The 23,204-nt window shown below is 70.3% G+C and carries 24 protein-coding genes; 13 read left to right on the forward strand and 11 right to left on the reverse strand.

The features are described from left to right. Positions 1-110: 110 nt before the first annotated feature. Both BJY18_RS20440 and BJY18_RS20445 read left to right on the forward strand, forming a co-directional pair. Positions 111-1,247 (forward strand): methyltransferase domain-containing protein, encoded by a 1,137-nt coding sequence (locus BJY18_RS20440; protein WP_184781485.1) that lies wholly within the window; start codon positions 111-113, stop codon positions 1,245-1,247. 148 nt (positions 1,248-1,395) lie between these two features. Further along, the gene (locus BJY18_RS20445) at positions 1,396-1,821 is read left to right on the forward strand and encodes a MarR family winged helix-turn-helix transcriptional regulator (RefSeq protein WP_184781486.1); all 426 of its coding nucleotides are present in this window, start codon (positions 1,396-1,398) and stop codon (positions 1,819-1,821) included. A gap of 935 nt (positions 1,822-2,756) precedes the next feature. Here the strand turns inward: BJY18_RS20445 and BJY18_RS20450 are convergent. From BJY18_RS20450 to BJY18_RS20460, 3 genes are read right to left on the reverse strand one after another with little or no spacing between them, the layout of a single operon-like run. Next, entirely contained in the window at positions 2,757-3,386 is a 630-nt protein-coding gene (locus tag BJY18_RS20450; RefSeq protein WP_184781487.1) for an AAA family ATPase, read from the reverse strand. 1 nt (position 3,387) lies between these two features. Beyond that, positions 3,388-3,861, reverse strand: a complete 474-nt coding sequence (locus BJY18_RS20455) for a TFIIB-type zinc ribbon-containing protein (RefSeq protein ID WP_184781488.1) — start codon at positions 3,859-3,861, stop codon at positions 3,388-3,390. A 33-nt stretch (positions 3,862-3,894) separates the two neighbouring features. Then, entirely contained in the window at positions 3,895-4,263 is a 369-nt protein-coding gene (locus BJY18_RS20460; RefSeq protein ID WP_184781489.1) for a VOC family protein, read from the reverse strand. A gap of 89 nt (positions 4,264-4,352) precedes the next feature. Between BJY18_RS20460 and BJY18_RS20465 the strand changes: the two genes are divergently transcribed. Then, the gene (locus BJY18_RS20465) at positions 4,353-4,820 is read left to right on the forward strand and encodes a CGNR zinc finger domain-containing protein (RefSeq protein ID WP_184781490.1); all 468 of its coding nucleotides are present in this window, start codon (positions 4,353-4,355) and stop codon (positions 4,818-4,820) included. 779 nt (positions 4,821-5,599) lie between these two features. On the opposite strand, the gene BJY18_RS20470 is transcribed toward BJY18_RS20465, so the two are convergent. Continuing rightward, positions 5,600-6,898 (reverse strand): DUF445 domain-containing protein, encoded by a 1,299-nt coding sequence (locus BJY18_RS20470; protein ID WP_184781491.1) that lies wholly within the window; start codon positions 6,896-6,898, stop codon positions 5,600-5,602. A 29-nt stretch (positions 6,899-6,927) separates the two neighbouring features. On the opposite strand from BJY18_RS20470, the gene BJY18_RS20475 reads away from it, so the two are divergent. Both BJY18_RS20475 and BJY18_RS20480 read left to right on the forward strand, forming a co-directional pair. Next, a complete protein-coding gene (locus tag BJY18_RS20475; RefSeq protein WP_184781492.1) occupies positions 6,928-8,094 on the forward strand; it encodes a pyridoxal phosphate-dependent aminotransferase in 1,167 nt (388 codons plus the stop codon). A 364-nt stretch (positions 8,095-8,458) separates the two neighbouring features. Beyond that, positions 8,459-10,027: a hypothetical protein gene (locus BJY18_RS20480; RefSeq protein WP_446680363.1), complete on the forward strand. Its 1,569-nt coding sequence runs from the start codon at positions 8,459-8,461 to the stop codon at positions 10,025-10,027. Between the two features lie 423 nt (positions 10,028-10,450). Here BJY18_RS20480 and yczR read toward each other — a convergent pair whose 3' ends face one another. After that, positions 10,451-11,899 carry a MocR-like transcription factor YczR gene (gene yczR / locus BJY18_RS20485; RefSeq protein ID WP_184781494.1) on the reverse strand — a complete coding sequence of 483 codons (1,449 nt, stop codon included), beginning with the start codon at positions 11,897-11,899 and terminating at the stop codon, positions 10,451-10,453. Between the two features lie 61 nt (positions 11,900-11,960). Here yczR and yczE point away from each other — a divergent pair, with 61 nt between their 5' ends. Then, the gene (gene yczE / locus BJY18_RS20490; protein WP_312873905.1) at positions 11,961-12,602 is read left to right on the forward strand and encodes a membrane protein YczE; all 642 of its coding nucleotides are present in this window, start codon (positions 11,961-11,963) and stop codon (positions 12,600-12,602) included. On the opposite strand, the gene BJY18_RS20495 is transcribed toward yczE, so the two are convergent. Next, positions 12,599-13,135, reverse strand: a complete 537-nt coding sequence (locus BJY18_RS20495) for a Clp protease N-terminal domain-containing protein (RefSeq protein ID WP_184781496.1) — start codon at positions 13,133-13,135, stop codon at positions 12,599-12,601. The two genes, yczE and BJY18_RS20495, sit on opposite strands and share 4 nt — an antisense overlap. After that, positions 13,135-13,344 carry an RNA polymerase sigma factor sigma-70 region 4 domain-containing protein gene (locus BJY18_RS20500; protein WP_184781497.1) on the reverse strand — a complete coding sequence of 70 codons (210 nt, stop codon included), beginning with the start codon at positions 13,342-13,344 and terminating at the stop codon, positions 13,135-13,137. The genes BJY18_RS20495 and BJY18_RS20500 overlap by 1 nt, the downstream gene beginning before the upstream one ends. Positions 13,345-13,436: 92 nt before the next feature. Between BJY18_RS20500 and BJY18_RS20505 the strand changes: the two genes are divergently transcribed. Together BJY18_RS20505 and BJY18_RS20510 are read left to right on the forward strand one after the other, a co-directional pair. Then, entirely contained in the window at positions 13,437-14,198 is a 762-nt protein-coding gene (locus BJY18_RS20505; protein WP_184781498.1) for a protein phosphatase 2C domain-containing protein, read from the forward strand. A 59-nt stretch (positions 14,199-14,257) separates the two neighbouring features. After that, on the forward strand, positions 14,258-14,941 hold the full coding sequence (locus BJY18_RS20510; protein ID WP_184781499.1) for a DUF998 domain-containing protein: 684 nt from the start codon (positions 14,258-14,260) through the stop codon (positions 14,939-14,941). Here BJY18_RS20510 and BJY18_RS20515 read toward each other — a convergent pair. Further along, positions 14,919-15,947 (reverse strand): D-cysteine desulfhydrase family protein, encoded by a 1,029-nt coding sequence (locus BJY18_RS20515; RefSeq protein WP_184781500.1) that lies wholly within the window; start codon positions 15,945-15,947, stop codon positions 14,919-14,921. The genes BJY18_RS20510 and BJY18_RS20515 overlap by 23 nt on opposite strands. 99 nt (positions 15,948-16,046) lie before the next feature. Between BJY18_RS20515 and BJY18_RS20520 the strand changes: the two genes are divergently transcribed. From BJY18_RS20520 to BJY18_RS20530, 3 genes are read left to right on the forward strand one after another with little or no spacing between them, the layout of a single operon-like run. Continuing rightward, complete coding sequence (locus tag BJY18_RS20520) at positions 16,047-17,423, forward strand: amidase (protein ID WP_184781501.1); 1,377 nt, start codon at positions 16,047-16,049, stop codon at positions 17,421-17,423. Further along, complete coding sequence (locus BJY18_RS20525; RefSeq protein WP_184781502.1) at positions 17,390-17,962, forward strand: TetR/AcrR family transcriptional regulator; 573 nt, start codon at positions 17,390-17,392, stop codon at positions 17,960-17,962. Before BJY18_RS20520 ends, BJY18_RS20525 begins: the two co-directional genes overlap by 34 nt. A 1-nt stretch (position 17,963) precedes the next feature. Continuing rightward, positions 17,964-18,809, forward strand: a complete 846-nt coding sequence (locus BJY18_RS20530; RefSeq protein WP_184781503.1) for an oxygenase MpaB family protein — start codon at positions 17,964-17,966, stop codon at positions 18,807-18,809. Between the two features lie 114 nt (positions 18,810-18,923). Here BJY18_RS20530 and BJY18_RS20535 read toward each other — a convergent pair whose 3' ends face one another. Further along, a complete protein-coding gene (locus BJY18_RS20535) occupies positions 18,924-19,193 on the reverse strand; it encodes a DUF397 domain-containing protein (protein ID WP_184781504.1) in 270 nt (89 codons plus the stop codon). Between the two features lie 502 nt (positions 19,194-19,695). Between BJY18_RS20535 and BJY18_RS20540 the strand changes: the two genes are divergently transcribed. Further along, positions 19,696-19,929 carry a hypothetical protein gene (locus BJY18_RS20540; protein ID WP_184781505.1) on the forward strand — a complete coding sequence of 78 codons (234 nt, stop codon included), beginning with the start codon at positions 19,696-19,698 and terminating at the stop codon, positions 19,927-19,929. Between the two features lie 99 nt (positions 19,930-20,028). Here BJY18_RS20540 and BJY18_RS20545 read toward each other — a convergent pair whose 3' ends face one another. Then, a complete protein-coding gene (locus BJY18_RS20545) occupies positions 20,029-20,877 on the reverse strand; it encodes an SAM-dependent methyltransferase (RefSeq protein ID WP_184781506.1) in 849 nt (282 codons plus the stop codon). A 139-nt stretch (positions 20,878-21,016) separates the two neighbouring features. Here BJY18_RS20545 and BJY18_RS20550 point away from each other — a divergent pair, with 139 nt between their 5' ends. Next, on the forward strand, positions 21,017-22,141 hold the full coding sequence (locus tag BJY18_RS20550) for a glycosyltransferase (RefSeq protein WP_184781507.1): 1,125 nt from the start codon (positions 21,017-21,019) through the stop codon (positions 22,139-22,141). On the opposite strand, the gene BJY18_RS20555 is transcribed toward BJY18_RS20550, so the two are convergent. Then, positions 22,101-22,955, reverse strand: coding sequence for a helix-turn-helix domain-containing protein (locus BJY18_RS20555; protein WP_184781508.1), 855 nt, complete (start codon positions 22,953-22,955; stop codon positions 22,101-22,103). The genes BJY18_RS20550 and BJY18_RS20555 overlap by 41 nt on opposite strands. Positions 22,956-23,204 lie beyond the last annotated feature (249 nt).

Here is a 23,204-nt window from a genome sequence, read left to right on the forward strand (position 1 = left end):
GGTCACCTCCTCACGACCATTCCGACGGTACGCGGGAGTGCTAGCTGTTGCAAGCAGTCTGCTTGCAACCATCGGGTGTGTTACCGCTCACCCGGGTTACGGTGGACGTCATGGCTGTGCAACGGCTTCGCCGACGCCTCGCCCGGCAGCTCGTCGAGGAGGACGTGCTGCACGACGAACGCTGGATCGACGCCTTCCGCACCGTGCCCCGGCACGTCTTCCTGCCCCGGTTCTTCGTACCCGCCGACGGCTCCTGGGCCGCGGTCGATCGCGCCGATCCGGGCTGGCTGGAGCGGGTCTACTCCGGCGACGTCCTCGTCACCCAGCTCGACGACACTCCGTCGCGCTGGGAGCACGCCCGCGCGTCCGGAACCGTTTCCGGGACGCCCACCAGTTCGTCGAGCATGCCCGCGATCATGGCGATCATGCTCGAGGAACTACTCGTGCACGACGGCGATCGCGTACTGGAGGTCGGCACCGGGACCGGTTACAACGCCGGACTGCTCAGCCATCGGTGCGGTTCGGGCCAAGTATCCACAGTGGACATCGACGCGGACCTGCTCGCCGCTGCACAAGAACGTCTCGCCACGTGCGGGTACGCGCCGTCCTGCGCGGTGGGCGACGGCGCGCTCGGATTTCCCGCCGGAATCGTTTTCGACCGCATCCTGTGCACCGCGGCCGTATCCACTGTTCCGTTGGCGTGGCTGGAACAGACGGTCCCCGGGGGATACATCGTGACCACGCTCAACCGGCCACTGGGTGGCGGCCTGGTCCGGCTCACCGTCGGCCCCGGCACAACCGCGGAAGGGCGCGTCCTGGCTCGCGACGGCCGTTTCATGCCGTTACGCGCGCACCGTCTGCCCGTCCCCGCGGAACTGCCGGAGCCCACGGAATGGCGCCCGACCCGGCTGCCGGTGTCGTTGTTCGTGAAACCGCCGCTGCACTTCGAGTTCTTCGCGTCCCTGGAACTACCCGGCGTTCAGCCGATGCGGGTCCCCGACGTCGCGGAGCACGCCTTCGCGCTCGTCCACCCGGACGGTTCCTGGGCACGCACTCGCCGCGTCGACTCCGGCCTGGAGGTAGCGCAAGGCGGCCCACGCGCGCTCTGGGGCCTGGCCGAACGTGCCTACCTGCGCTGGGAAGCACTGGGCAAGCCGGAACGCTCCCGCTTCGGCCTCACCGTGAACAGTGCCGAACAGACCTTCTGGCTCGACTCCCCGGACAGCGCGGAGAACTGGCCACTGTAGACGGTCCCGCGCGCAGCGACGCCGGCGATCGCAGCCGGTCCGGAATCGATCCCGGACCGCACGGGCTGTCGAGAAGGGCTCACCGCTGTCGCCGGCCAGTCGCGCTGGCAAGGTCGAGTTGCCGGCGTCGGCGCTCTAGGCTTCAACCATGGATCTGGACGACCTGGCCGCCTCGCTGTACGACGGCCTCTCGCTGCTCTCACGCCGGCTGCGTCTGCTGCCCGCCCCCGGCGAGCTCTCGCTGCCGGAACGCGCCGCACTGTCCCGGCTGAACCGCACGGGCCCGACGACCGCAGCCGAACTCGCCCGGGCCGAACAGATCACCGCACAGGCCATGGGCACCACCGTGAACAGCCTGGAAGACCGCGGTCTGGTCGAACGCCACCCCGACCCGAACGACGGCCGCCGAGCAGTACTGACCGTTTCCGCCGCCGGCCAGGAAATGCTGCGCCACAAGCGAAACGCCCGGACCGCGCAATTGGCTCAGGTCTTGGACGAACAGTTCACCTCCGCGGAACTCAAGGCACTGACCGCGGCAGCCCCCTTGCTGGAGCGATTGGGCTCAGGCTTGTAGCCGCCCACACCCGAAATACACGGCTTGCACGGCGAATGCTCGTGCGAAACACCCGGGAATCGTTTGCAGCCTCAACGGCCGCAGCGGTCACAGCGGGACGATCAGGAACGTCTGCGGCCTAAGCTTCCACGTCGCGACCCTGCGCCGGTCCGGACATACCGGCGGCAACGGTTGCGCGCGTGGCAAGCCGTCGCAACGCGAGGACGGTCGCAGCGTCGTGTGCCCGACGAGCCGGCTGACGCCGACGTGCCGGACTGGAAGTGCCGCATCGAGGACCGGAACAAGGACGGAGACGCGACGCGGACGTTCGAAGCGCGGACGTTCCAAGCGCGGACGTTCCGGCGACTTGACCGGCAGTGTCAGGCCTCCCACCCCTCACCAGGCGCGTACCGACGTCAGGCGGGGCGTTATCGCACCTCGTGGGCCGATCCATCTTCGTAGGTGCGGCGAACCGAGCCGCTGCTGCGCTTTGTAGGTGCGGCCCACCGAGACGCCGCTGTTTACCGCTCCGTAGGTCTACCGAGGCGCTGGTGCTGGCTTGCAAGGCCGAAAACGCGGCGACGGCGGAACGCGGGCGACGGCAGAGCGGGCGATCGGGCCCCACAGGCCGGCCCTTCCGTGGCTATCCCTTCCCCGACTGAGGCGGACGGCAGCACGCCGGTAGACGACGCGTTCGGCAATCGCGCGGTCTGCAATGGCGCGGTTCTGCAGACTCCGGCCGGAAAACCCTCAGCCAAGCTAGGTCCCGGGCAGCGTGAATTGCAGAGTTCCCTGGTCGCCGGTCATCCCGACAACAGGCGCCGGTCATCCCAGCAGCATCCGCCGGGCATCCCAGCAGCAGGCGCCGGACATCCCGGCAGTAGCCACCGGGCACCCCTGCAGCAGGCGGCGGGCACCCCTGCAGCAGGCGGCGGAATGACGGGAGGAGCAGCCGGTCAGGTCGGTAGGTTCGACCTGACCCACTTCTCCACAGCCGTCACGACGTCACTCACTGGCGCCTCGGTCGTGTCGATGGAGTCGACCTGACCGCGTATCCACAGGTTGAACTCCAGCATTTCGTCGATGCGGGGTTCGTCCCATTCGCGCCAAGCCGGGCGGGCACGCAGGCGCGCGCGGAGGGTTTCGTTGTCGGCCACCAGCGCGAGGTAGTGCACATCCGCGAAGAAGACCCGTTCCGGCAGGGGTTCCAGCTCCTGCGGCGCCACCGTCCCGCACAACACGACCGGACTGCCGTTCTGATGCAGCATCGCCGCCATTCGCAACCACGTGGCGCGGAACGCCGGATGGCCCGGCACATCCTCCTGCAACGCACCTGTCCACAGGACGTCCTGCTCCAGCACCAGGGCGTCCCCGGCCAGCCGCTCCGCCAGCCGCGGGCCGACCGTGGACTTTCCCGCCGCGCTCGGTCCGGTCAGCGCGAACAGTGGCAGCCGGCGAAACGGCCATCGGTGGCCGCACAATCCACAGCGCAGTGTCGCCCCGTCGACCTGTGGACAACGGGCTCGGTCTCCACAAGCCGGGCACACCCGAAGATCGAGCGCGGCCGGTAATCCACCTGTGGACAACTCAGTCGAAGAGGTTCTCGAGGAAACTGCGCTTACGGCGCCCGCCGTAAGCGCGCGGGGAATCCGAATAGCCACGGTGGCCGCCGTAAGGACGCGGGGAATCCGCGAATCCGCCACCGCGATACGGCCGCGGCGAGTCCGGATGGCCCCCGCGGTACGGGCGTGGCGAGTCGCTATAGCCACCGCCCGGGTACGGGCGCGGCAGGTCACCGTGGCCGCCACCGGGGTAGGGCCGCGGCGAATCACCATGGCCGCCACCGTCTCGGTACGGACGCGGCGAATCGGGGCGGCCGGAGTGCGCGGCCGGCGGAGCGTAGGGCTGCGGCTGGTGCCCGTAGAACGAGTTCTCGGCGCCGACGATCTGCTCCAGCTCGCCACGGTCCAGGAAAATCCCGCGGCAGCCCTCGCACTGCTCGATGTGGATACCGGTCTTGTCGACCGTACGCATCATGTTCTGACACTTCGGACAAATCACGCAACACAGGCTACGCGGACGTGCCGCTTCCCGTCAGCAGGCACACAGACAGAACGGGTGGCCCACCGGATCGGCATAGACGCGGAACGACCTCGGCGAGTCGTCCAGCAAAGTCGCGCCCAGTTCGAGAACACGCTGGTGAGCCGCCTCCAGGTCGGTGACGTCCAAGTCCAGGTGGGCCTGCTGCGGCTCGTCCGGCGACGGCCACTTCGGCGCTCGATAGTCCGGCACACGCTGGAATTCCAAGCGGGCTCCGCCGCGGGGATTCACCAGAGTGACCCACTGACCGTCCTCGGCGACCTTGGGTTCGTCCCAATCAAGGACCGTCCGGTAGAAGCCCGCGAGGGCCACCGGGTCGGGACAGTCGACCGCCACGCCGCCGAACGTCGGGATCACACTCATGCCCGCTCACCTTTCGACTAGTAACCTGTGAACGGGCAATAGAGGTTAGCGGTCCAGGTCGCGAGGTTTTTCGCCCGTACACTGGTCCGGTGCACACCGATGCTTGCCTGGTGGTCGCCTTCCTCAACACCGTCGACCTCGAGCGGGGCGCCGATCTGCTGGACGATCCCGAAGGCTGGCGCCGCTGGTCCGAGGACCGCGAAGTGGCGCCGAACGATGTCGCGGAGGCCCGCGCCGCGCGAGACAGCCTCCGCGCGGCGCTCGGAGATCCGCGGCTGACCGTCCGCCCCCTCGACGTGCCGCTTCGTTTTTCGCTGACCGACAGCGGCCCGGCCCTGATCACCCCTGACGCGGTCACGGCGGTCCTGGCCGCGGCCACCCGGCTCACCGTCCGCGGCGACTGGGTTCGTCTCAAGATCTGCCCCGCCGACGACTGCCTCTGGGCCTTCTACGACGAATCCCGCAACCGCTCCCGCACCTGGTGCTCGATGCGCGTGTGCGGCAACCGCGAAAAAGCACGCTCCTGGCGCGCCCGCACGGCCTCTGTGCACAACTGAGTCCCTGTGGACAACCTGCCCACAGGCCCTACATATGCATGTGCACCGGCACTGGATGCCCACAACTTGTGGATACCGATTAGGCCATCACCGTGAATTCCTGTGGATAACCCCGGGGATAACTCAGCTTCCTGTGGACAACTGGTCTAGCTGGCCGGCAAGTGTGGTATTGAAGCGGATCGCACACGATCGGCCGCCCTGCGTACTCGCTACGGCTTCGCTGGAAGCACCGGAAGCGTATGGGTGGTGAGCGCCGACGGAGCCCCGTGTACGGCGACGTGTCCGTCCGCCCACCGTCCGGCCCCGCGCCACGGCAACCGACTCATGACTTGCGGCTCGCGGCAACCGACTCATGACTTGCGGGGTGCGGTGCGGTGTGCGGGGGTGCGGTGCGGTGTGCGGGGGTGCGGTGCGGCGTGCGGCGTGCGGCAACCGACTCATGACTTGCGGCGTGCGGCCTGCGGCAACCGGCTCCTGGCTCCTGGCTCCTGGCTCCTGGCTCCTGGCTCCTGACAAGCGACTCACTGGCTCACTGCAACCGACGCATGCCCACCAGAAACGCAACCCCACCAGAGACGCAACGGCTCCTCCCCGGGTGAATCCGGGGAGGAGCCGTTGCGGGACAAAGGGTCAGCGGAGCTTGTTGCCCACCGAGCCCAGGGCCTGCGTCGCCCTCATCGGCTCACCGACCCAGTGCCTGCGTCGCCTCCCGCCAGCTCACCAGCCCACTAGCCACCGGCTCACCAGCCCACTAGCCACCGACTCACCGACTCACCGGCTCAGAACAGCAGCTGCGCCACCGCGTAGATGACCAGGCCGGCCAGTGCGCCGACCACCGTGCCGTTGATGCGGATGAACTGCAGGTCCCTGCCTACCTGGAGTTCGATCTTGCGGGAGGTTTCCTCGGCGTCCCAGCGTTCGACGGTGTCGGAGATGATCGTGGTGATCTCGCTGGAGTAGTTGGCCACCAGGTAGGCCGCCGCGCCTTCCACCCAGCCGTCGACCTTCGCGGTGAGCGTCTCGTCCGACGTCAGGCGTTCGCCGAGGGAGCGCAGGCTCGTCCGGACGCGGACGCGCAGTTCGCTCGACGGGTCCTCGGCGGCGTTCAGCAGCATTTCCTTGGCCGTGGCCCACGCGGAACCGATCAGCTTCTGCACCTCCGCGTGGTGCACGATCTGGCCCTTGACCTGCTCGGCCCGCTCCATGGTCTGCGGATCGGTCTGCAGGTCCTGGGCGAACTCGCCGAGGAACTTGTCCAGCGCCAGCCGCATCGGGTGGTTGACGTCGGTCTTCACCGCCCACGCGAACGTCAGCACCTCGCCGTACACCCGGTCCGCGAGCATCTCGTCGACGAACTTCGGCGACCAGCTCGGGGCGCGGTCGGAGACCACGCGCAGCATCGTCTGGTGGTTGTCCCGGACCCATTCGTAGGCGCGATCGCACATCAGGTCGACGAGCTTGTGGTGCGCCCCGTCCTCGAAGACCCCCGCGAGGATCTTGCCCAGCGGCGGCCCCCACGGCCGGTCGATCACGCGCTTGACCACGGCCTGTTCCATGATCGCCTGCACGTCCTCGTCCCGCAGCACGGTGACCGCGCCGCGCACCACCGTGGCCAGTTCCGAGGTGACCCGTTCGGCGTTGTCCGGCTGCGCCAGCCAGCCGCCGAGCCGGCGCGCGATGCCGATCCGGCGCAGTTTGTCGCGGATGACGTCCTCGGAGAGGAAGTTCGAGCCGACGAAGTCGCCGAGACTGCTGCCGAGCTGATCCTTCTTGTTCGGGATGATCGCGGTGTGCGGGATGCGCAGGCCGAGCGGATGCCGGAACAGCGCAGTGACCGCGAACCAGTCCGCGAGCGCGCCGACCATGCCCGCTTCGGCGGCCGCGCGCACGTAGCCGACCCAGCTCGGCCAGCCCGCCGACTCCGCCCAGCTCGCGAGCAGGAAGAGCACCGTTGCGCCGGCGAGGAAGCCCAGCGCGACCAGCTTCATCTTGCGCAGCGCACGCCGTTTGCCTGCCTCTGCCTCCGCTCCGCCGGGCGGATCGGCGGGCGTGACCTTCTGCGGGGTGAGTTGCTCCACCGCACCATTGTCCGTGAGGATGCATCTTCGTGCGTGAACCAGCTCTCGTCCCCCGCCTCCGCCCGTTCACCGCGACCGTCTTCGCCGAGATGACGGCGCTCGCCGTACGGCACGACGCGGTGAACCTCGGCCAGGGCTTCCCGGACACCGACGGCCCGGCCGGCATGCTCGAAACGGCGAAGAACTCCCTGTTCGGCGGCGACAACCAGTATCCGCCGGGTCCAGGCCGCCCGGAGCTGCGCGCCGCGATCGCGCGGCACCGGCAGCGATACGGCACCGACTACGATCCGGACACCGAGGTCCTGGTCACAGCCGGGGCGACCGAGGCCATCACGGCCACCCTGCTCGCGCTCACCGAGGCCGGCGACGAGGTCATCGTGGTCGAGCCGTACTACGACTCGTACGCCGCGGCCGTCGCGATGGCCGGCGCGCAGCGACGCGTCATCGGCCTGACCGAGGCCGGCGACGGCCGGCTCGAACTCGACCTCGACGCGTTCCGCGCCGCGATCACGCCACGCACGCGGGCAGTGTTGCTGAACTCACCCCACAATCCCACCGGCACGGTGTTCTCCCGCGCGCAACTCTCCGAGGTCGCGCGCCTGTGCGTCGAACACGATCTGGTCGCGGTCACCGACGAGGTCTACGAGCACCTCGTCTTCGACGGCGGCGAGCACGTGCCGCTCGCCTCGCTGCCCGGGATGCGGGAACGGACCGTGGCCATTTCCAGCGCGGGCAAGACGTTCAACTGCACCGGCTGGAAAATCGGCTGGGTCTGCTCGAGCGCGGAACTGGTCGCAGCCGTGAAGGCGGCGAAACAATTCATCACGTTCGTTTCCGGCGGGCCGTTGCAACCAGCCGTCGCTTACGCGCTGGAGAACGAGCTGGATTGGGTCGAGGACCTCCGTACGAGCTTGCAGGAGAAGCGGGATCGACTGTCCGCTGGGCTCGCCGATGCGGGATTCGCCGTACGTCCGAGCTTCGGTACTTATTTCGTGACCGCCGACGTACGCCCGCTCGGTTTCTCCGACGCCGCGGAACTGGCCTGGGCACTGCCGGAACGCGTCGGCGTCGTCGCCGTTCCGGTGAACGTCTTCACAGATCACCCGGATGAGTGGAAACACCTCTTGCGGTTCGCGTTCTGCAAACGGAATGAAGTCATTGACGAGGCCGTCGAGCGACTGCGGAAACTGGTCTGATCATTACCGCCCGATACCCGGCGACGGACCCGCGGCGGCGTCGTACCCAGAGTGGTTCAGCCCGCAAACATCAGGTCAACGACCGGATGACGGCCGCGAATCGGGCCCCGGATGGCCGTAGACCGAGCCGTCGGGACCACGCTCAGTGATCAACATCGGCCGTCCGGAGCGAGGGTGCGGTGGCGACGTTCCGCCTAACGGGGTGGATCGTGCGCGGGAGAGATGAAACACTCGCCACCGGTGCTAGAAAGAGGGCAGCCCCGGGGGACCTGCGACCTGGCCGGAAGAGAACCCCAGCAAGATCAGACTCGTGCGGTGGGGCGCATGAGCTTCAGGCGCGGACGGTGGTGGTGGCGTGAGCGGCATGGCAGCCATGCACGACGTCGCACCTCTCGCCCTGCCCGGCGGTCCACTCGGGACGATCGCCGGCTCCCGGCCCCGAGGCACCGACACCGAACCCGCCCCGATGCACGGACGCCGGCCCCGGCCATGGGCCGCGCCGATCGCTCGCCCGGCCGCGCGGATCGCGCTGGCCGGCGGGCTCGCGGTGGCCGGCTGGCTGCTCGGCGCGGCGCTGTCCCAGCCGAACGCCTCGGCGGACGAGCGCCCGTCCGGATCGGACGACCACCCCGCGGCCGCCGCGCACCAGGCCGGCGAACAGGGGAACAAACACGCGATACCCGATACGTCGGGGACGCTGACCTGGTCTTCTCCGTCCGATGGCGACAAGGCGGAGCACTCCCCCGCACACCGTTCCGCGGCCGGGCATCGAGGTGCCGGGCACAGAGCTTCGGGGGACAGCTCTGCCCACAGCGCCCACAGCGCTGACGCGGGGAAAGCCGGGCCGAACGCGATACGTGGGCACACCACGTCATCCGGCACGACCACGGTGCACACCACAGCAGGCAGCAAGCCGACCAGCGCGGCGACGGCGAGCGGGCACGGCAGCACCGGCAGCACCGGCAGCACCGGCAGCACCGGCAGCACCGGCAGCACCGGCAGCACCGGCAGCGAAACGCCAACCTATTCGACCGCAATCGGCAACCCGTCCGGCGCCTCCGGCAATCCGTCCAGCAGCTCCAGCAGCGAAACGACAACCGACCCGACCGCAATCGGCAACCCGTCCGGCATCGCGCCCACGACGACAGGTGGGCCACCCTCCACTTCCCCCGTGAACGACGGATCCGGTGCCGGCACCTCGCCGTCCGCGGGGCAGTCCACTGCTGGTGCCGCGATCGCTGACCACTCCATCGCCGGGCTCACGGCGGCGGGCGGTGAAACCGCGGCCGAGCGGCGGCAGGGCTTGCTGGACAGCGTGCTCGGCGGAACCCTCAGCGCCAACCTCGACGCGACCCTCGACGACCTGTTCACCAGCACGTTCACCACCGTCGACGGCGTGACCGGGATCAGAACCGGTGCGGACGGGGTGACGGCGCCGTTGCTGCCCATCGGGGACGTCGTCGGGCCGGTGCTCGACGGTGGGTCGGGCAGCGGGAGCGTCGTGGTGACCGCGCCGCTGCCGGTCACCCAGCCCGCGAGCGTGCCGCACACCGGCTCGGCTCCTGCGCAGAAGCAGGCGGCCAAAGCCGTCAAGACGGTCACAGTGGTGCCGATCCGGAAAACCTCGAAGACCGCCGAGGCCGGCGGCACGGACCAGGCCGTCCCGGAGAAGCATTCCGGGACCGATCGCGCCCATGTCGCCGGTGGGGGCAGTGGCAGCGGCGGCGGGTTGCCCGCGACGCCGAGCGCGCCCAGTGCGCCGGCCGCGGCTTCCAGCCCGGGCCACGACGGGTCCGGTGGGGCCCGGCTTCCGTTCGCCGTCGCGGCGGACGGCGACACCGTCACCCAGCTGAAGCTCATCGGCGTCAGCCGCGACCACGAGGTCGCGGGCGCCGGCAGGGACGCCGCCCTGCCCACCACCTCCCCGGACTGACCGCACAGACCGGTCCTCCGGGGAGAGCCACGCCCAAACCAAGATCAACTTCGCGGCCTCGACGCGTCCGGCTCGCCCCCAGCACGAACCTCCCAGGGGCTGATCCATGTCTGTGACCACTGTGCTTCCCGACCGGCCGACCGCGCCCGGCCGGTTCGGGTCCCGGTCCCGGCACCGCGCTGCCCCCGCGGTGCCGGGACCCCACGCAGGCGTGCTCCGGAGGTTTCCGCTCACCGCGCCGAGCGGGAACCTGCGCCAACCGAAGCTCGCCTGAGCCGTCGGCGATTCCCGGCACTTCGAGGGGCTGTGCCGGGAACCCGCCGCGGCGTCCGCTCCACCGAGAGCGGACGAACAGCCGGTGCGCCGGACGCGAGACCGCCACCCTCCCTGGAGTGGCAGGGCTCCTCCGGTGCACCGGCTGTTCTACGTCACCGGCACGTGCACCGCGGGCACGTCGGCGCAGCCCCGCACCGAAGCCGCGGCCGCGGCGACCCGCCGCACTGCCTCCGGCAGCTGCTCCCGCGGCAGTCCGAACGGCAGCCGGAGCCACCGCTCCAGGCCGCCGTGCACACCGAAGCGTGAACCGGGCGCCAGCTGAACGCCGTGGTTCGCCGCCGACACCGCCAGCCGGGTACTCATCGGCTCGGGCAGCCGGCACCACAGCGACAGTCCGCCGGCCGGCACCTCGAACGTCCACTCAGGACAGTGGGTGCGCAGGGCTGTCATGAGTGTGTCCCGCTGTTCGCGCAGCTGGACCCGCCGCCGGGCGAGCGCGGCGTACCCGTCCGGTTCCAGCAGCTCGGCCAGCACCAGCTGGTCGAACACCGGCGCCCCGAGGTCGACGGCGAACCGCGGGGACAGCAATCGGTCCAGCAGATCACTCGACGCGCGGATCCAGCCCAGCCGCAGGCCACCCCACTGCGATTTGGCCGCGGATCCGACGCTGAGCACCGTGTCCCCGCCGAACGCGGCCAACGGTGGTGGCCCCTCCACCGGATCGCCCTCGTAGTCGAGTTCCACCAGCGACTCGTCGACCACCACCGGGGTGCGCGACCGGGCCAGCAGCCCGCCGAGCCGCTCCCGGCCCGCCGCGTCCAGGCGCAGTCCGGTCGGGTTCTGGAAATCCACGACGAGGTAGCCGAACCGCGGCGCGGCCTGGCGGAGCGCGGCCTCGATCCCGGCCGGATCCCAGCCGCGGAGCGGGTCGAGGGCCACCGGCACGGGCAGCGCGTGCGAGGCCCGCACGGCGTCGATCGCGTTCGGATACGTCGGCTGCTCGAGCAGCACCCGGTCCCCCGGCCCGGTCAACATGCGCAGGCACAGCACGAACGCGGAGTACGCCCCGGACGTCACCATGATCTGGTCCGGCGTGGTCGGCAGGCCCCGCGCCGCGTAGCGCTCGGCGATCCGTTCCCGCAGCCGCGGCAGGCCGCCGGTGAAGTAGCCGTTGCCGCCGGCGTACTCGACCAGCGCGCGCCGTGCGGCGTCGACGGCGGCCATCAGCTCGGGCAGCGCGGGTGGCGCCGCCCGGGCCAGATCGAGCAGGTCGGTGCGAGCGGGCGGCTCCGCTTCCCGGTGTCCGGCTCCGGCCACCCAGGACCCGGCACCGCGACGGCTGGCGACGAGACCGCTGTCGCGCAACCGATCCAGCGCGGCGCCGATCAGCGTGCGGCTGACGCCGAGCGCGTCGCCCAGCTCCCGCTCCGCGGGCAGCCTCGTGCCGATCGGAAGCTGACCGTCGAGCACGTGCAGCTCGACCGCGGCGGCGAGGTCGGCGGCACCGTGGCGGGAACCGCGACGCCGCCACTCCCCCAGCAAGGTGGCCAATCTCGCGCCTGAAATCCGGCCGCCGAGAGGCATCTGCGAGTCCATCAGGCCAATTATCCAGTATTGGCCATGGTTTACCAGGCCAATGATGACCAATAGTGGAGAAGTGGCAGTCATCGATCTGAGTCCGCTTCCCCTTCGCCGGGCCCCGGTGCGCCGAGGCGCGCAACTGTTCGGCGGCCTCGCGCTCTACGGCGCCAGCATGGCCATGCTCACCCGCGCACACCTGGGACTGGACCCGTGGGACGTACTGCACGAGGGCCTGACCAAGATCACCGGCCTGAGCTTCGGCACGGTCACCGCGATCGCGTCGGTGTTCGTGCTGCTGCTGTGGATTCCGCTACGGCAACGGCCCGGCATCGGCACCGTCGCGAACGTCGTGGTGATCGCGGTGACCGTCGACGCGATCCGCGCCGTCCTGCCGGACCAGCACGTGCTCGCGTGGCAGATCGTGCTGCTGGTCGGCGGCGTCGTGCTGAACGCGGTGGCGACCGCGGTCTACGTCGGCACCCGGCTCGGCCCGGGTCCCCGTGACGGCCTGATGACCGGGCTCACGGCGCGCACCGGCTGGTCGGTCCGGCTGGTGCGCACCGGGATCGAGGTCACCGTGCTCGCCGTGGGCTGGCTGCTCGGCGGCACCGCCGGCCTCGGCACCGTGCTCTACGCGCTCACCATCGGCCCGCTCACCCAGGTGCTGCTGCCGCTGGTCACTTGGCGGGCCGGGGCGCAGGAACAGCAACAGCATTAGCCCGCCTGCGTGATGGCGCGGCGCAGCGCGGCGTAGTCGACCCCACGGGTGGCCAGGAAATCCGCGACCGGTCCACGCTGCCGGACCAACGCGAGCAGCAGGTGTTCCTGTCCCAGATCCTTGCCGCCGAGCTCCACGGCCTCGAGCACACTCGATTCCAACGCCCGCTTCGCGTCGTCGGTGAAGCGCAGGTGACTGCGCCGTGAGCGCCGCCGGGGGCCGGCGAGCGCGCCCGGGCCGTGGGCCTGCTCGACGCACTGGACGATCTGGTCCACGTCGATCCCCAGCTCGGTGAGCGCTTCGGCGTCCGAGTCGCTGATCCCGCCGCGGCGGGCGACCCGGTGGAGCTCGGCGTCGACGTCCTCCTTGGACACGCCCAGTTCCACCAGCAACCGCAGTGCGCTGCCGTCGCGCACCCGGACGAGACCGGCGAACACCGCCTGCGCGGAGATCTCGCGGGCACCGGCCTCCTGAGCTGCCTCCTGCGCCTCCACCACGGCCATCCGCGCGTCCCGGGTGAATCGTTCGAACATCAGTGCCTCCCGTGCTTCTTGTGCACGGCCTGCCGGCTGACTCCCAGCTCGGCCGCGATCTCCTGCCAAGACCAGCCGTGCATCCGCGCACTGCGCACCTGCACGTCCTCCAACTGCTCCAGCAGCCGCCGCAGCGCCGCCACCGCCCGCAACCCGACTCGCGGATCACGGTCACCGGCGCGGGCGGCCAGGTCCGTCGCTTCTGTCATGAGTGTCAATCTAGGTTGACACACTCGCCGTGTCAACCTCAATTGACATCGATGGTCCGCTTTCGCGCGCCACAGCGGGTTAGAGTCGGCGAATGGCCGAGATCTCGATCGCCGAGCGGGCCGGGGTCGGTGCGGATGGCCGGCCGCGGCCGAGCGAGGACTACGTCGTGGTGCTCGAGCGCGCCGTGCTCGTGCTGGACGGCGCGACCTCGCCGAGTCCCGAGTTGCCCTCCGGTGGCTGGTACGCGGGGCTGCTCGTACGGCAGCTCGCCGACGAGCTGCGTGCCCGGCCGCGGGAGGATCTCGGCGTCGCGCTGGCGGACGCGATCAGCTCGGTCGCGCGGGAGCACCGGCTGGTGCCCGGTCGTTCCCCGTCGAGCACGGTGTCGATGCTGCGCTGGGACGAGTCCGAAGTGGAGGCTCTGGTACTGGCCGACAGCCCGGTCGTCGGGTTCGGCCGGTTCGGTACCGATGCCGTTTCCGACGACCGGTTGCTGTCGCTCCGCGACGACGGCCTGCTGCAGACCGGTGCCGACGTCCGTCGCCGCCGCAATGCCGAGGGCGGGTTCTGGGTCGCCGAAGCCGAACCCGCGGCCGCGTACAAGGCGGTGCGCCGGGTGTGGCCGCGCGCGGACGTCGACGCGGTGCTGATCGCCACCGACGGCGTCTCGATCGGCGTGGACGAGTACCGGCTCTTCGACTGGCCGGAAGTGCTGCGCCGCGCCCGGAACGCCGGTCCCGACGCCGTGCTGGACGCGGTGCGCGAGGCAGAGGTCCAGGACGCCGGTTGCGTGCGCTGGCCCCGCGCGAAACGGCACGACGACCAGGTGCTCGTGCTCGCCGAGTTCGAATAGGGGTCCAGTTCAGGGTTTTCCCTGATCACGCCGGAGCGCGGACCGGCAACGATGGACCCATGGGGAACTTGCTGGGGGTACGGGCCTGGCGGCTGGCCGCGTTCGCGGCGATCGCCTGGTCCCTGTTCACGATCACCGTGCTGCACGTCGTCAGCTCACACGATCCGCTCTACGACACGCTGTCCAGTTACACGATCACCGACCACGGCGAGGGGATGCTCGGCGCCAGCGTGCTCTCCCTCTCGGTCGGCTCGATCGCGGTGCTCGGCGCGCTGGCCGCGGCCGGCGTGCCGACGACCCGCACGACGAAACTGCTGCTCACGCTGTGGGCACTCGGCCTGGCCACCGCCGCGGTGTTTCCGGCCAGCTACCCGGAAAGTCCCGACCCGGTGAGCGGCGAGATCCACCTGTACTCGTGCCTGATCGCATTCATGAGCCTGCCGGGAGCTGCGATCGCCATGCTGGATCCGTTGCGTGGCACGGCGGAACGCGCGTTCGTGGTGCGCTGGCTGCGGTACGGGCTCACGGCCGTGGCGTCGTTCGGCCTGAGCTTCCTGTTCGTCCGGCTGGACGAGGCGGGGATCGCCCCGTTCCACCTGCTCACCCAGGTGCTGCCGGTCGGGCTCACCCAGCGGCTCACGCTCCTCACCGACGTCGCGCTGCTGCTGGTGCTGGTCCGGGTCGCGGTGCGTACCGAATCGGCACGGGCCGAGCTCGCCGTCACTCCCGCATCGCGGCTGTGAACTCGGGCGCGTAGCCGTACAGCCCGGGGAGACCGCCGGTGTGCACGAACACCACGGTCTCCTCGGGCGAGAACCGGCCCTCCGCGGCCCATTCCACGAGTGCCGCGGCGACCTTGCCGGTGTAGACCGGATCCAGCACCACACCTTCGGTCCGGCCGAACAACCGCAGCGCACCCCACGTCTCGGCCGCCGGAATCCCGTAGCCCTCGCCGATCGTGCTGTCGTTCATCCACACGTGCTCCAGCGTGGGTGGGTCGATGCCCAGCAGCTGCGCCGCCCCGGTGACCAGTTCGGCAAGGTTCTCCTCGGCCTCGTCGAGCGGATGGCTCACGCAGGCGATGTCCACGTCGAGCGAGCCGAGCACGGCCGAGCCGAGCGCGAGACCCGCCGCGGTCGCGCCGCTGGCGTGCGGGCCGACGATCCGCGCGCGCTCCACACCCAGGTGGGACAGCTGCACAGCGAGTTCGTGGGTGGCCGAGACGTAGCCGAGAACGCCGAGTGGGTCGGACCCACCGACCGGGATCGTGACGACTTTGCGCCCTTCCGCGGCTGCCTCCTCGACAAGCGCTTCGTACGTCGATGCGGTCTCGCTCTCGTCGGCGCAGGTGTGGACGCGGGCGCCGAAGAGCAGGTCGAGCGGGATGTTGCCGGACTCCTCGTAGGCCGCGCCGGAACGCGGCACCCTCGCGGTGAGCACCAGTTCGCACCGCAACCCCAGCCGGGCACAGGCCGCGGCCGTCTGCCGGCCGTGATTGGTCTGGAGGGCGCCGAAGGTGATCACCGTGTCGGCTCCGGAGGCGAGCGCGGCTCCCAGGTGGAAGTCGAGTTTGCGCAGTTTGTTGCCGCCGGCACCGAGCGGGTGCACGTCGTCGCGCTTGAGCATCAGGTGCGGCAGGCCGAGCGCTTCGCCCAGCCGTGGCGCCGGGACGAGCGGGGTCGGCCCGTGCCCGAGCCCGGCCCGGGGGAAGGAGTCGAGAGCGGGAAAGCGGTCGAACTCGAACGTCATCGATCCTCCGGGCAACGGCTGGCGTGGTGAGCACACGGTAACCGGCGGAGCGGCACCGTGATACGTTCGTTCGAACGAACGGGAGAACGGGAGCTGCCGATGACTTCCGCAACGACGGACTTCGCCACCTTCGCCGAGCAGGCCGCCGCGCTCGACGCGGGCGCGGTCACGGCCGTACGGCTCACCGAGACCGCGCTCGCCCGGGCACACGCCAGCCAGCCGGTGCTGAACGCGTTCCGCCGGTTGCGCGACGAGGAGGCACTCGCCGAGGCGGCCGAGGCCGACCGGCGCCGCGACCGTGGCGACCGGGCGCCGTTGCTGGGCATCCCGGTCGCGATCAAGGACGACATCGACCTCGCCGGCCTGCCCACCGCGTTCGGCTGCCCGGGAGAGTTCCCGGCCGCGACGACCGACGCGCCGGCGGTCGCACGGCTGAAGCAGGCCGGCGCCGTGCTGATCGGCAAGACCAACACGCCGGAGCTGGGCCAGTGGCCCTACACCGAGGGTCCGGCGTTCGGCGCGACGCGGAATCCGTGGCAGCCGGCGTACACGCCGGGTGGTTCGTCGGGCGGTTCGGCCGCCGCGGTCGCGGCCGGGATCGTGGCCGCCGCGCTCGGCTCGGACGGCGCCGGTTCGGTGCGCATTCCCGCGGCGTGGACCGGGCTGGTCGGCATCAAGACGCAACGTGGGCGGATCCCGACCGGCGGCGAACTGTTCCACGGCCTCACCGTGCTCGGCCCGCTGGCCCGCACGGTGGCCGACGCGGCCACGCTGCTGGACGTCACCGCGGGCACCGGCACCGCGTTCCGGTCCGCCGCCAGGAGGGAACCCGGCCGGTTGCGCATCGGCCTGTCCACACGAATTCCCTTCACCGCAACGAAAACCCAGCTCGATCCGGTGGTCGAGTCGGCGTTGCGCAGCACTGCCGAACACCTCGCCGGGCTGGGTCACGAGATCGTGCCGGTCGAGCCGGGCTACGGACTGATCGGCCTGACCTTTCTCCCCCGCTCGCTCACCGGCGTGCGCGACTGGACGCGGCGGGTGCCCGAGCGGGCCGCGCTCGACCCGCGCACCCGGGCCAACGCCCACCACGGCGGCCTGCTCGCCGGGCCGGCACTGAAACTCGCGCGGGCGCTGGAACCGGTGCTGCGCCGCCGTATCGGCGCGGTGTTCGGCGACGTCGACGTGCTGCTGACGCCGACCACCGCGACTCCACCACCCGCGGTGGGCAGCTTCGACGGGCTTTCCGGCTGGCAGACCGACCAGACGATGATCGCGGCCTGCCCCTACGCTTGGCCCTGGAACGTGCTGGGCTGGCCGGGCGTGAACGTGCCGGCCGGGCAGACCGCGGACGGGTTGCCGCTCGGGGTCCAGCTGCTCGGCCCGTCACACGCCGAGGAGCGGCTGATTTCCGTTGCCGCGCAACTGGAAGAGGTACAGCGGTGGCCGGAACGCCAGCCCGCGCGGGCGTGGTGAACACGCGCGACGCGATCCTGCGCGCGACCCTGCGGGTGGTCGGCGAGCAGGGCGTCGGCGGACTCACCAACCGGCGGATCGTGGCCGCCGCCGGTGTCTCGCTCGGCACGCTCACCTACCACTTCCCCAGCCAGACCGAGTTGCTGCGGGAAGCCATGCTTCTGTTCGCCGAGGAGGAAACGGCCAAGCTGGCCACGATCGTCGACGGGTACCGGGCCGACGACCTCAGCCTGGAGCAGGCCGCGACCGTGGTGGAGCAGGTGATCGAGCAGCTGCCGTTCGGCACCGACGAGCTGGCGCCGCACGAGCTGTACCTGCAGGCCGCACGGGATCCGGGGCTGCGCGAGGCGTCGCGAAGGTGTTTCGCCGCCTACGACGAGCTGGCGACGACGATCCTGGGTGCGCTCGGCCTGCCGGATCCCGCGCGGCTGGCCGCTCCGGTGGTCGCGTTGATCGCCGGGCTGCAGCTGCGCCGGCTGGCCACCGGCGCGGACGTGCCGGCCGCCGAACCGCTGATGATGCTGCTGCACCGGGACTGACGTGGCACCCCCGGTCGTCCGCGGCACCGCGGCCTGGCGTTACTTCGGCGACTTCCGCGATCTGCTGCTCGCCGGGCAGGTGCTGGTGCTGCAGGTCGCGCACCCCGTCGTCGCGGCCGGGGTGCGCGATCACTCGGGCTACACCGAAGACCCGTGGACCCGGCTGATGCGGACCGGCGCGTCGCTGTCGATCTACGTGTACGGCGGGGCGGAGGGCGCGCGGTTCGAGGCGGACCGCTTGCGAGAGCTGCACCGCACGTTCACCGGCTTCGCCGACGGCCGTCGTTACAGCGCGCTGAACCCCGGCGCTTACGCCTGGGTGCACGCCACGCTCGTCATGGCTCCGGTTGATGCACAACGGTTCTTCGGCCGTCCGCTGTCCCCGTCGGAGCTGGACGAGTACTACGCGCAGATGTGCGACGTCGGCCGCCTGCTCGGCGTCCGCGAGCGTGACCTACCGGCGAGCTGGCCGGAATTCGAGCAGTACTACCGGGAGACGATCTCGTCGTTCGGACCCAACGAGACCATCCGCACCTTGTTCGACACCATCGCCACCGTGGGAAAACCTTCCCCACGGCTACCGGACGCGTGGTGGCGGCCGATCCGGAAGGCGCACGCCCGTGCGCAGATGTTCCTGATCCGGGCGACAGTGCCTGCCGAGCTCCGTACCCGGCTGGGCTTGGAGTGGACTGCCGCGGACGAACGGCGGTTCGCCCGGACGCGCCGGATGGTCCGGCTGCTCGGCACGCTCGTCCCGCCGCCGTTGCGTACCGCGCACATGCGCTGGGTCGGGAAACTGAACGTGTGGCTGCGCGCCCATCCCCGGGCGTACCGCTTCCTGCCCTGAGGCCGTGGCAACGCATCCGGCGGCTGTTCACCCAGTGCGACCGCCTGCGGTACGCACCACCCGATCAGGCGTTACTTCGTCAATCCCTCACCAAGGGGACGATGGACGGGTGGATCAGTCGCCTCCGGAACTCGGGGGCAGGTCGAACTGGCCGGCTTTCACCGCGGCCAGGAACGCCGTCCACTCGCCGCGGTCGAACACCAGGACCGGGCTCGCGCCGAGCTTCGTGTCGCGCACGCCCACCAGGCCGGCACGGGCCAGGTTGACCTCGACGCAGTTGCCGCCGTTGGGCTCGCTGGCGAACGACTTCTCCCAGGCTGCGCCCTCGAACAGCGACTCCGCCGTGTTCGGGTCGTAATCCGGGGAGGACGGATAATCCGCCATGGGTCGCACACCTCCGAGCCTTCAGCAGGACGTGCGGCGAGGCGCACGTTCCCGGCTTCTTTGCGTCACTACGGACCACACCGCAGGGCCAAGCGGGTGATCAACTCGACCCGATCTCGACACGAAGATTATTCCAGTAGTAGGATTAATCGCAGCGATCGGGGCGCCGACGGTGGGTGAATGGCTTACGACATTCAGACCATCCTCGGACGGTACCGACCCGGGCAGCCGGTCCGGGTGAGTGGATCACGGGCGACCTCGGGCAGGGCAGTGCGAAGACGCGAAACCCGCACCGGGCACCTTCGGGTGCGGCCGGCGGGCCGCGGCGGAGGCGCGGCTTTGCCCAGGTCGTGGATCCGGGTGCCGCGGACACCGTCACCGCGGGAAGGAAGTCCCGCGGGAGGTGCCGTACCGCTCGGCGGAACAGGCCGGGCGCGTACTCCCGATCCGATCGGAGCCGACCGGCCCCGATCCCCGCTCTCCGAACTGGGGGTGTGCTCCCATGGCTGTCCGGCTCACCACGTTCTTCCGGCGTGAGGACGAACACACCCGTGGCCGGCGTGGGATCAATCACCAATTGCGCGACCGCTTCGGTTTCAGCCTGATCCAAGCCCCGTTGCGCACCACGCAGCCACTGGACACCGATTTCGACGTCCCGGCACCACGCCAGCCCGACCTGGTGCGGGCAGCCCGGCCGCTGGAGACCAGCGTCCAGCTGCTGCACGGCCTGGGCTAGTCCGGCACCTGAGGACCACCAGCGCCCCCGGATGCACCGGGGGCGCTTTTCGGGTTCCGCGAGGGTCGGTCCGAGACGAGGGGTGGCCGGCGGCTCGGGTCAGGGTTTCCGGCCGAGGCCGCAGATTCCGCCGCTGAACGACGGGTTGCCCGCCATCCGGTCGCCGTTGCGGGAGTCGCCCGCCTCCGGGTGCCAGTCCGGGACCCAGACGATGCCGGGGTCCACCAGCTCCAGGCCGGTGAAGAACTCGCCGAACTCGGCGCGCGTGCGGTAGTGGAACGGGGTGCTCGATCGCTTGTACTGCTCGTGGATCCGCTCGCGCAGCTCGCCGTCGGGGGTTTCCACGCCGTCGATGGTGAGGTGGGAGGACAGGAAGTACGAGCCGGACGGCAGCAGCGACAGGTACTTCTGCACGATCTCCGCGGCCGGCTCGTCCCGGCCGATGAAGTACAGCACCCCGACCATGATCAGCCCGATCGGGCGCTTCGGGTCCAGTGCGCCGGTTTCCAGCGCCCGGTTCCAGATGTCGCTCGGATTGCGCAGATCGCCCTGCAGCACCGCGTGCCGGTCGGCGACGCCCTCGCGTTCCAGCAGGATCTGCGAGTGCGCGACCGCGACCGGTTCGTTGTCGACATAGACACAACGGGCATTCGGGTTCACCGTGGTGGCGATCTGGTGCACGTTGCCCACTGTCGGCACACCGGAACCGATGTCGAGGAACTGGTCGATGCCTTGTTCGGTCATATACCGCACGCCCCGGCCGAGGAACTCGCGGCCGGCCTTCGCGATGGTCTTGATCATCGGAAAGGTCTGGACCGCCTGCTCACCGAACTGGCGGTCGATGGCCCAGTTGGCGGTGCCGCCGAGGAACCAGTCGTAGATCCGCGCCGCGTTCGGGCGTTCGAGGTCGACGCCCTCGGGGGCATCCGGGTCCGGTGCGTGCGTCATCAGCTGTCCCTTCCGGCCGCTCGTGCGGCTACCAGTGTGCCCATCACCGCCGTCGCGTCGCGCCCGCCCCCTCCGGACGACTCCGAGCGACCGGAAAACCACGGCGCCGCACCGCGGAGGACGTACTACGTTGCTCCGAATGCGCTTCCTCTTCTCCTTCGTCGGCGGCCGTGGGCACTTCGACCCGATGGTGCCCGTCGCGCGTGCTCTCGCCGCTCGCGGACACCAGGTGGCAGTCGCGGGACGTGCTGTCCAAGCCGTCGAGCAGGCGGGCTTCCGGGTGTTCCCGACCGGTGCGGCCGCCGAGCCGGCCGCGGTCCGCCTGCCGATGCCACCGGTCGATCCCGCACGCGACGACTGGGAGATCCGGGAACTGTTCATCCGCCGGGCCGTCCCGGAACGCGTTCCCGTTCTGCTGGACCTGTGCCGAAAGTGGCGCCCCGACGTCGTGGTCCGTGACGAGGTCGACTTCGCCGCCGCGCTCGTCGCTGAAAAGCTGGGCCTGCCGTGTGCGACGGTGCTCGTGCTTGCGTCGGAAACGCTGCTACGCAAGGAAAGCATCACCGAACCACTGCGCGAGGCACGAGCCGGGCACGGTTTGCCGGACGACCCTGAACCGGATCCGGGCCTCGTGCTTTCGCCTTTCCCGCCCACCTATCGCGCGCCGGGCACCGCCTTCACCTTCCGGGCCGCGGAACCGATTCCGCCCCGGCCGCGGGCGCAGCGGCCCGGCGTCTACTTCACCCTCGGCACGAACTTCAACCTGGAATCCGGCGACCTCATCGAGCGTGCGCTAGCCGGGCTTGGCCGGCTGGCCGCCGACGTGACCGCGACCGTCGGCACCCAGCTGGATCCCGCCCAGTTCGGGCCGCAGCCGGCGAACGTCCGCGTGGAACGGTTCGTGCGGCAGGCCGATCTCCTGCCGCACACGGATCTCGTGGTTTCCCACGGCGGTTCCGGCGGTGTGCTCGGCACGCTCACGCACGGGCTGCCGTCACTGCTGCTCCCGATGGGCGCCGACCAGCCGGGCAACGCGAGCCGGGGCGTCGAACTCGGCACTGCCCGCGTGCTCGACCCGGAAACCGCGACACCGGAGGAAATCCACGAGGCCGCCGAGGACCTGCTGACCGATCCGGTCTGGCGCGAAGCCGCTCAGCGCGTCCGCGAGGAGATCAACGCGCAGCCCGGCGCCGAGGAGACCGCGCCACTGCTGGAAGCGCTCGTCACTGCATCTGGGCGCGGTAGCTTTCGGCCAGCTCCTTGAGGAACTGCCGCGTCTCGCCGCGCTCCAGCGCCGCGCCGCGCAGCCGGTCCCATGAGTCGACGAAGATGTTGAAGTCCTTGACGTCGTCGAGGTACAGCCCGCCCGCGGAATGCTCGATGTAGACGAAGTCGCGGGTGCGGTCGGGGAACCGCATGATGGTGAAGTCGTTGGGCACCGCGGCCAGCTTCGCGCCGAACGGCAGCACGTGCACGTACACCCGGGGATGCCGGTCCAGCGCCAGCAGGTGCTCGACCTGGTCCAGCATCACCGCCGGCGCGTACCCGCCCGGCGCCCGGCGCAGCGCGCCCTCGCTGATGATGAACCGGTAGTACGGCGGCTGCTGCTGGTCGAACACGGCCTTGCGGTCGAGCCGGTTGCGCACCAGCGACGTGACGTCGGTGGCGCCCGCCTCGGTGAACTGCTTGAGCATGTAGTGCTCGGACTGCAGTGGTCCCGGGATGCGCTCGCCGTGCCACGTCATGATCTCCGCGGCCGCCGGTTCGAGGTCGGTGAACGTGCGGAACCAGTGCGGCACCACCGACCGGTACCCCGACCAGTGCCCCCGCTGCCCGGCCGCGGCCCGGGCGAGGTTCATCAGCGTGTCGGCTTCTTCCCCGTTGATCCCGAACGCGTTCAGCATGGTCCGCACATCTCCGAGCTTGACTCCCACCGCACCGGACTCGATCTTGTTGACCTTGCCCTGGGTGCAGCCGAGGACCTCGGCGACCTGCTGCTGTGTCATCCTCGCGGCGGTACGGGCGTGCCGCAGCTCGTTCCCGAGCTGCTTGCGGCGTGAGGTGACGGTGCTCGCCATCTCCCCTAGCTCTCCCGGACCACTACTGCCGGTGGTCGTCCACCGGCACGCGAACGTTCGAATCACCCAGGTTAGTACTTCACCCAACGGGGTTCGATGATGACATCGCGCAGCGTCCCAGGAAATGCCCGAGAACGCCAGTCACCCGGTTCTTCACCCGCCCGGAGCAGCCAACTTCCGGCTTACCGGACACGGCCGCTGCGCCGGACGGGGCACCGGGCGGACCACCACGGACGGGTGGTCCGGTAC

The organism is Amycolatopsis jiangsuensis, assembly GCF_014204865.1.
GTDB lineage: Bacteria > Actinomycetota > Actinomycetes > Mycobacteriales > Pseudonocardiaceae > Amycolatopsis > Amycolatopsis jiangsuensis.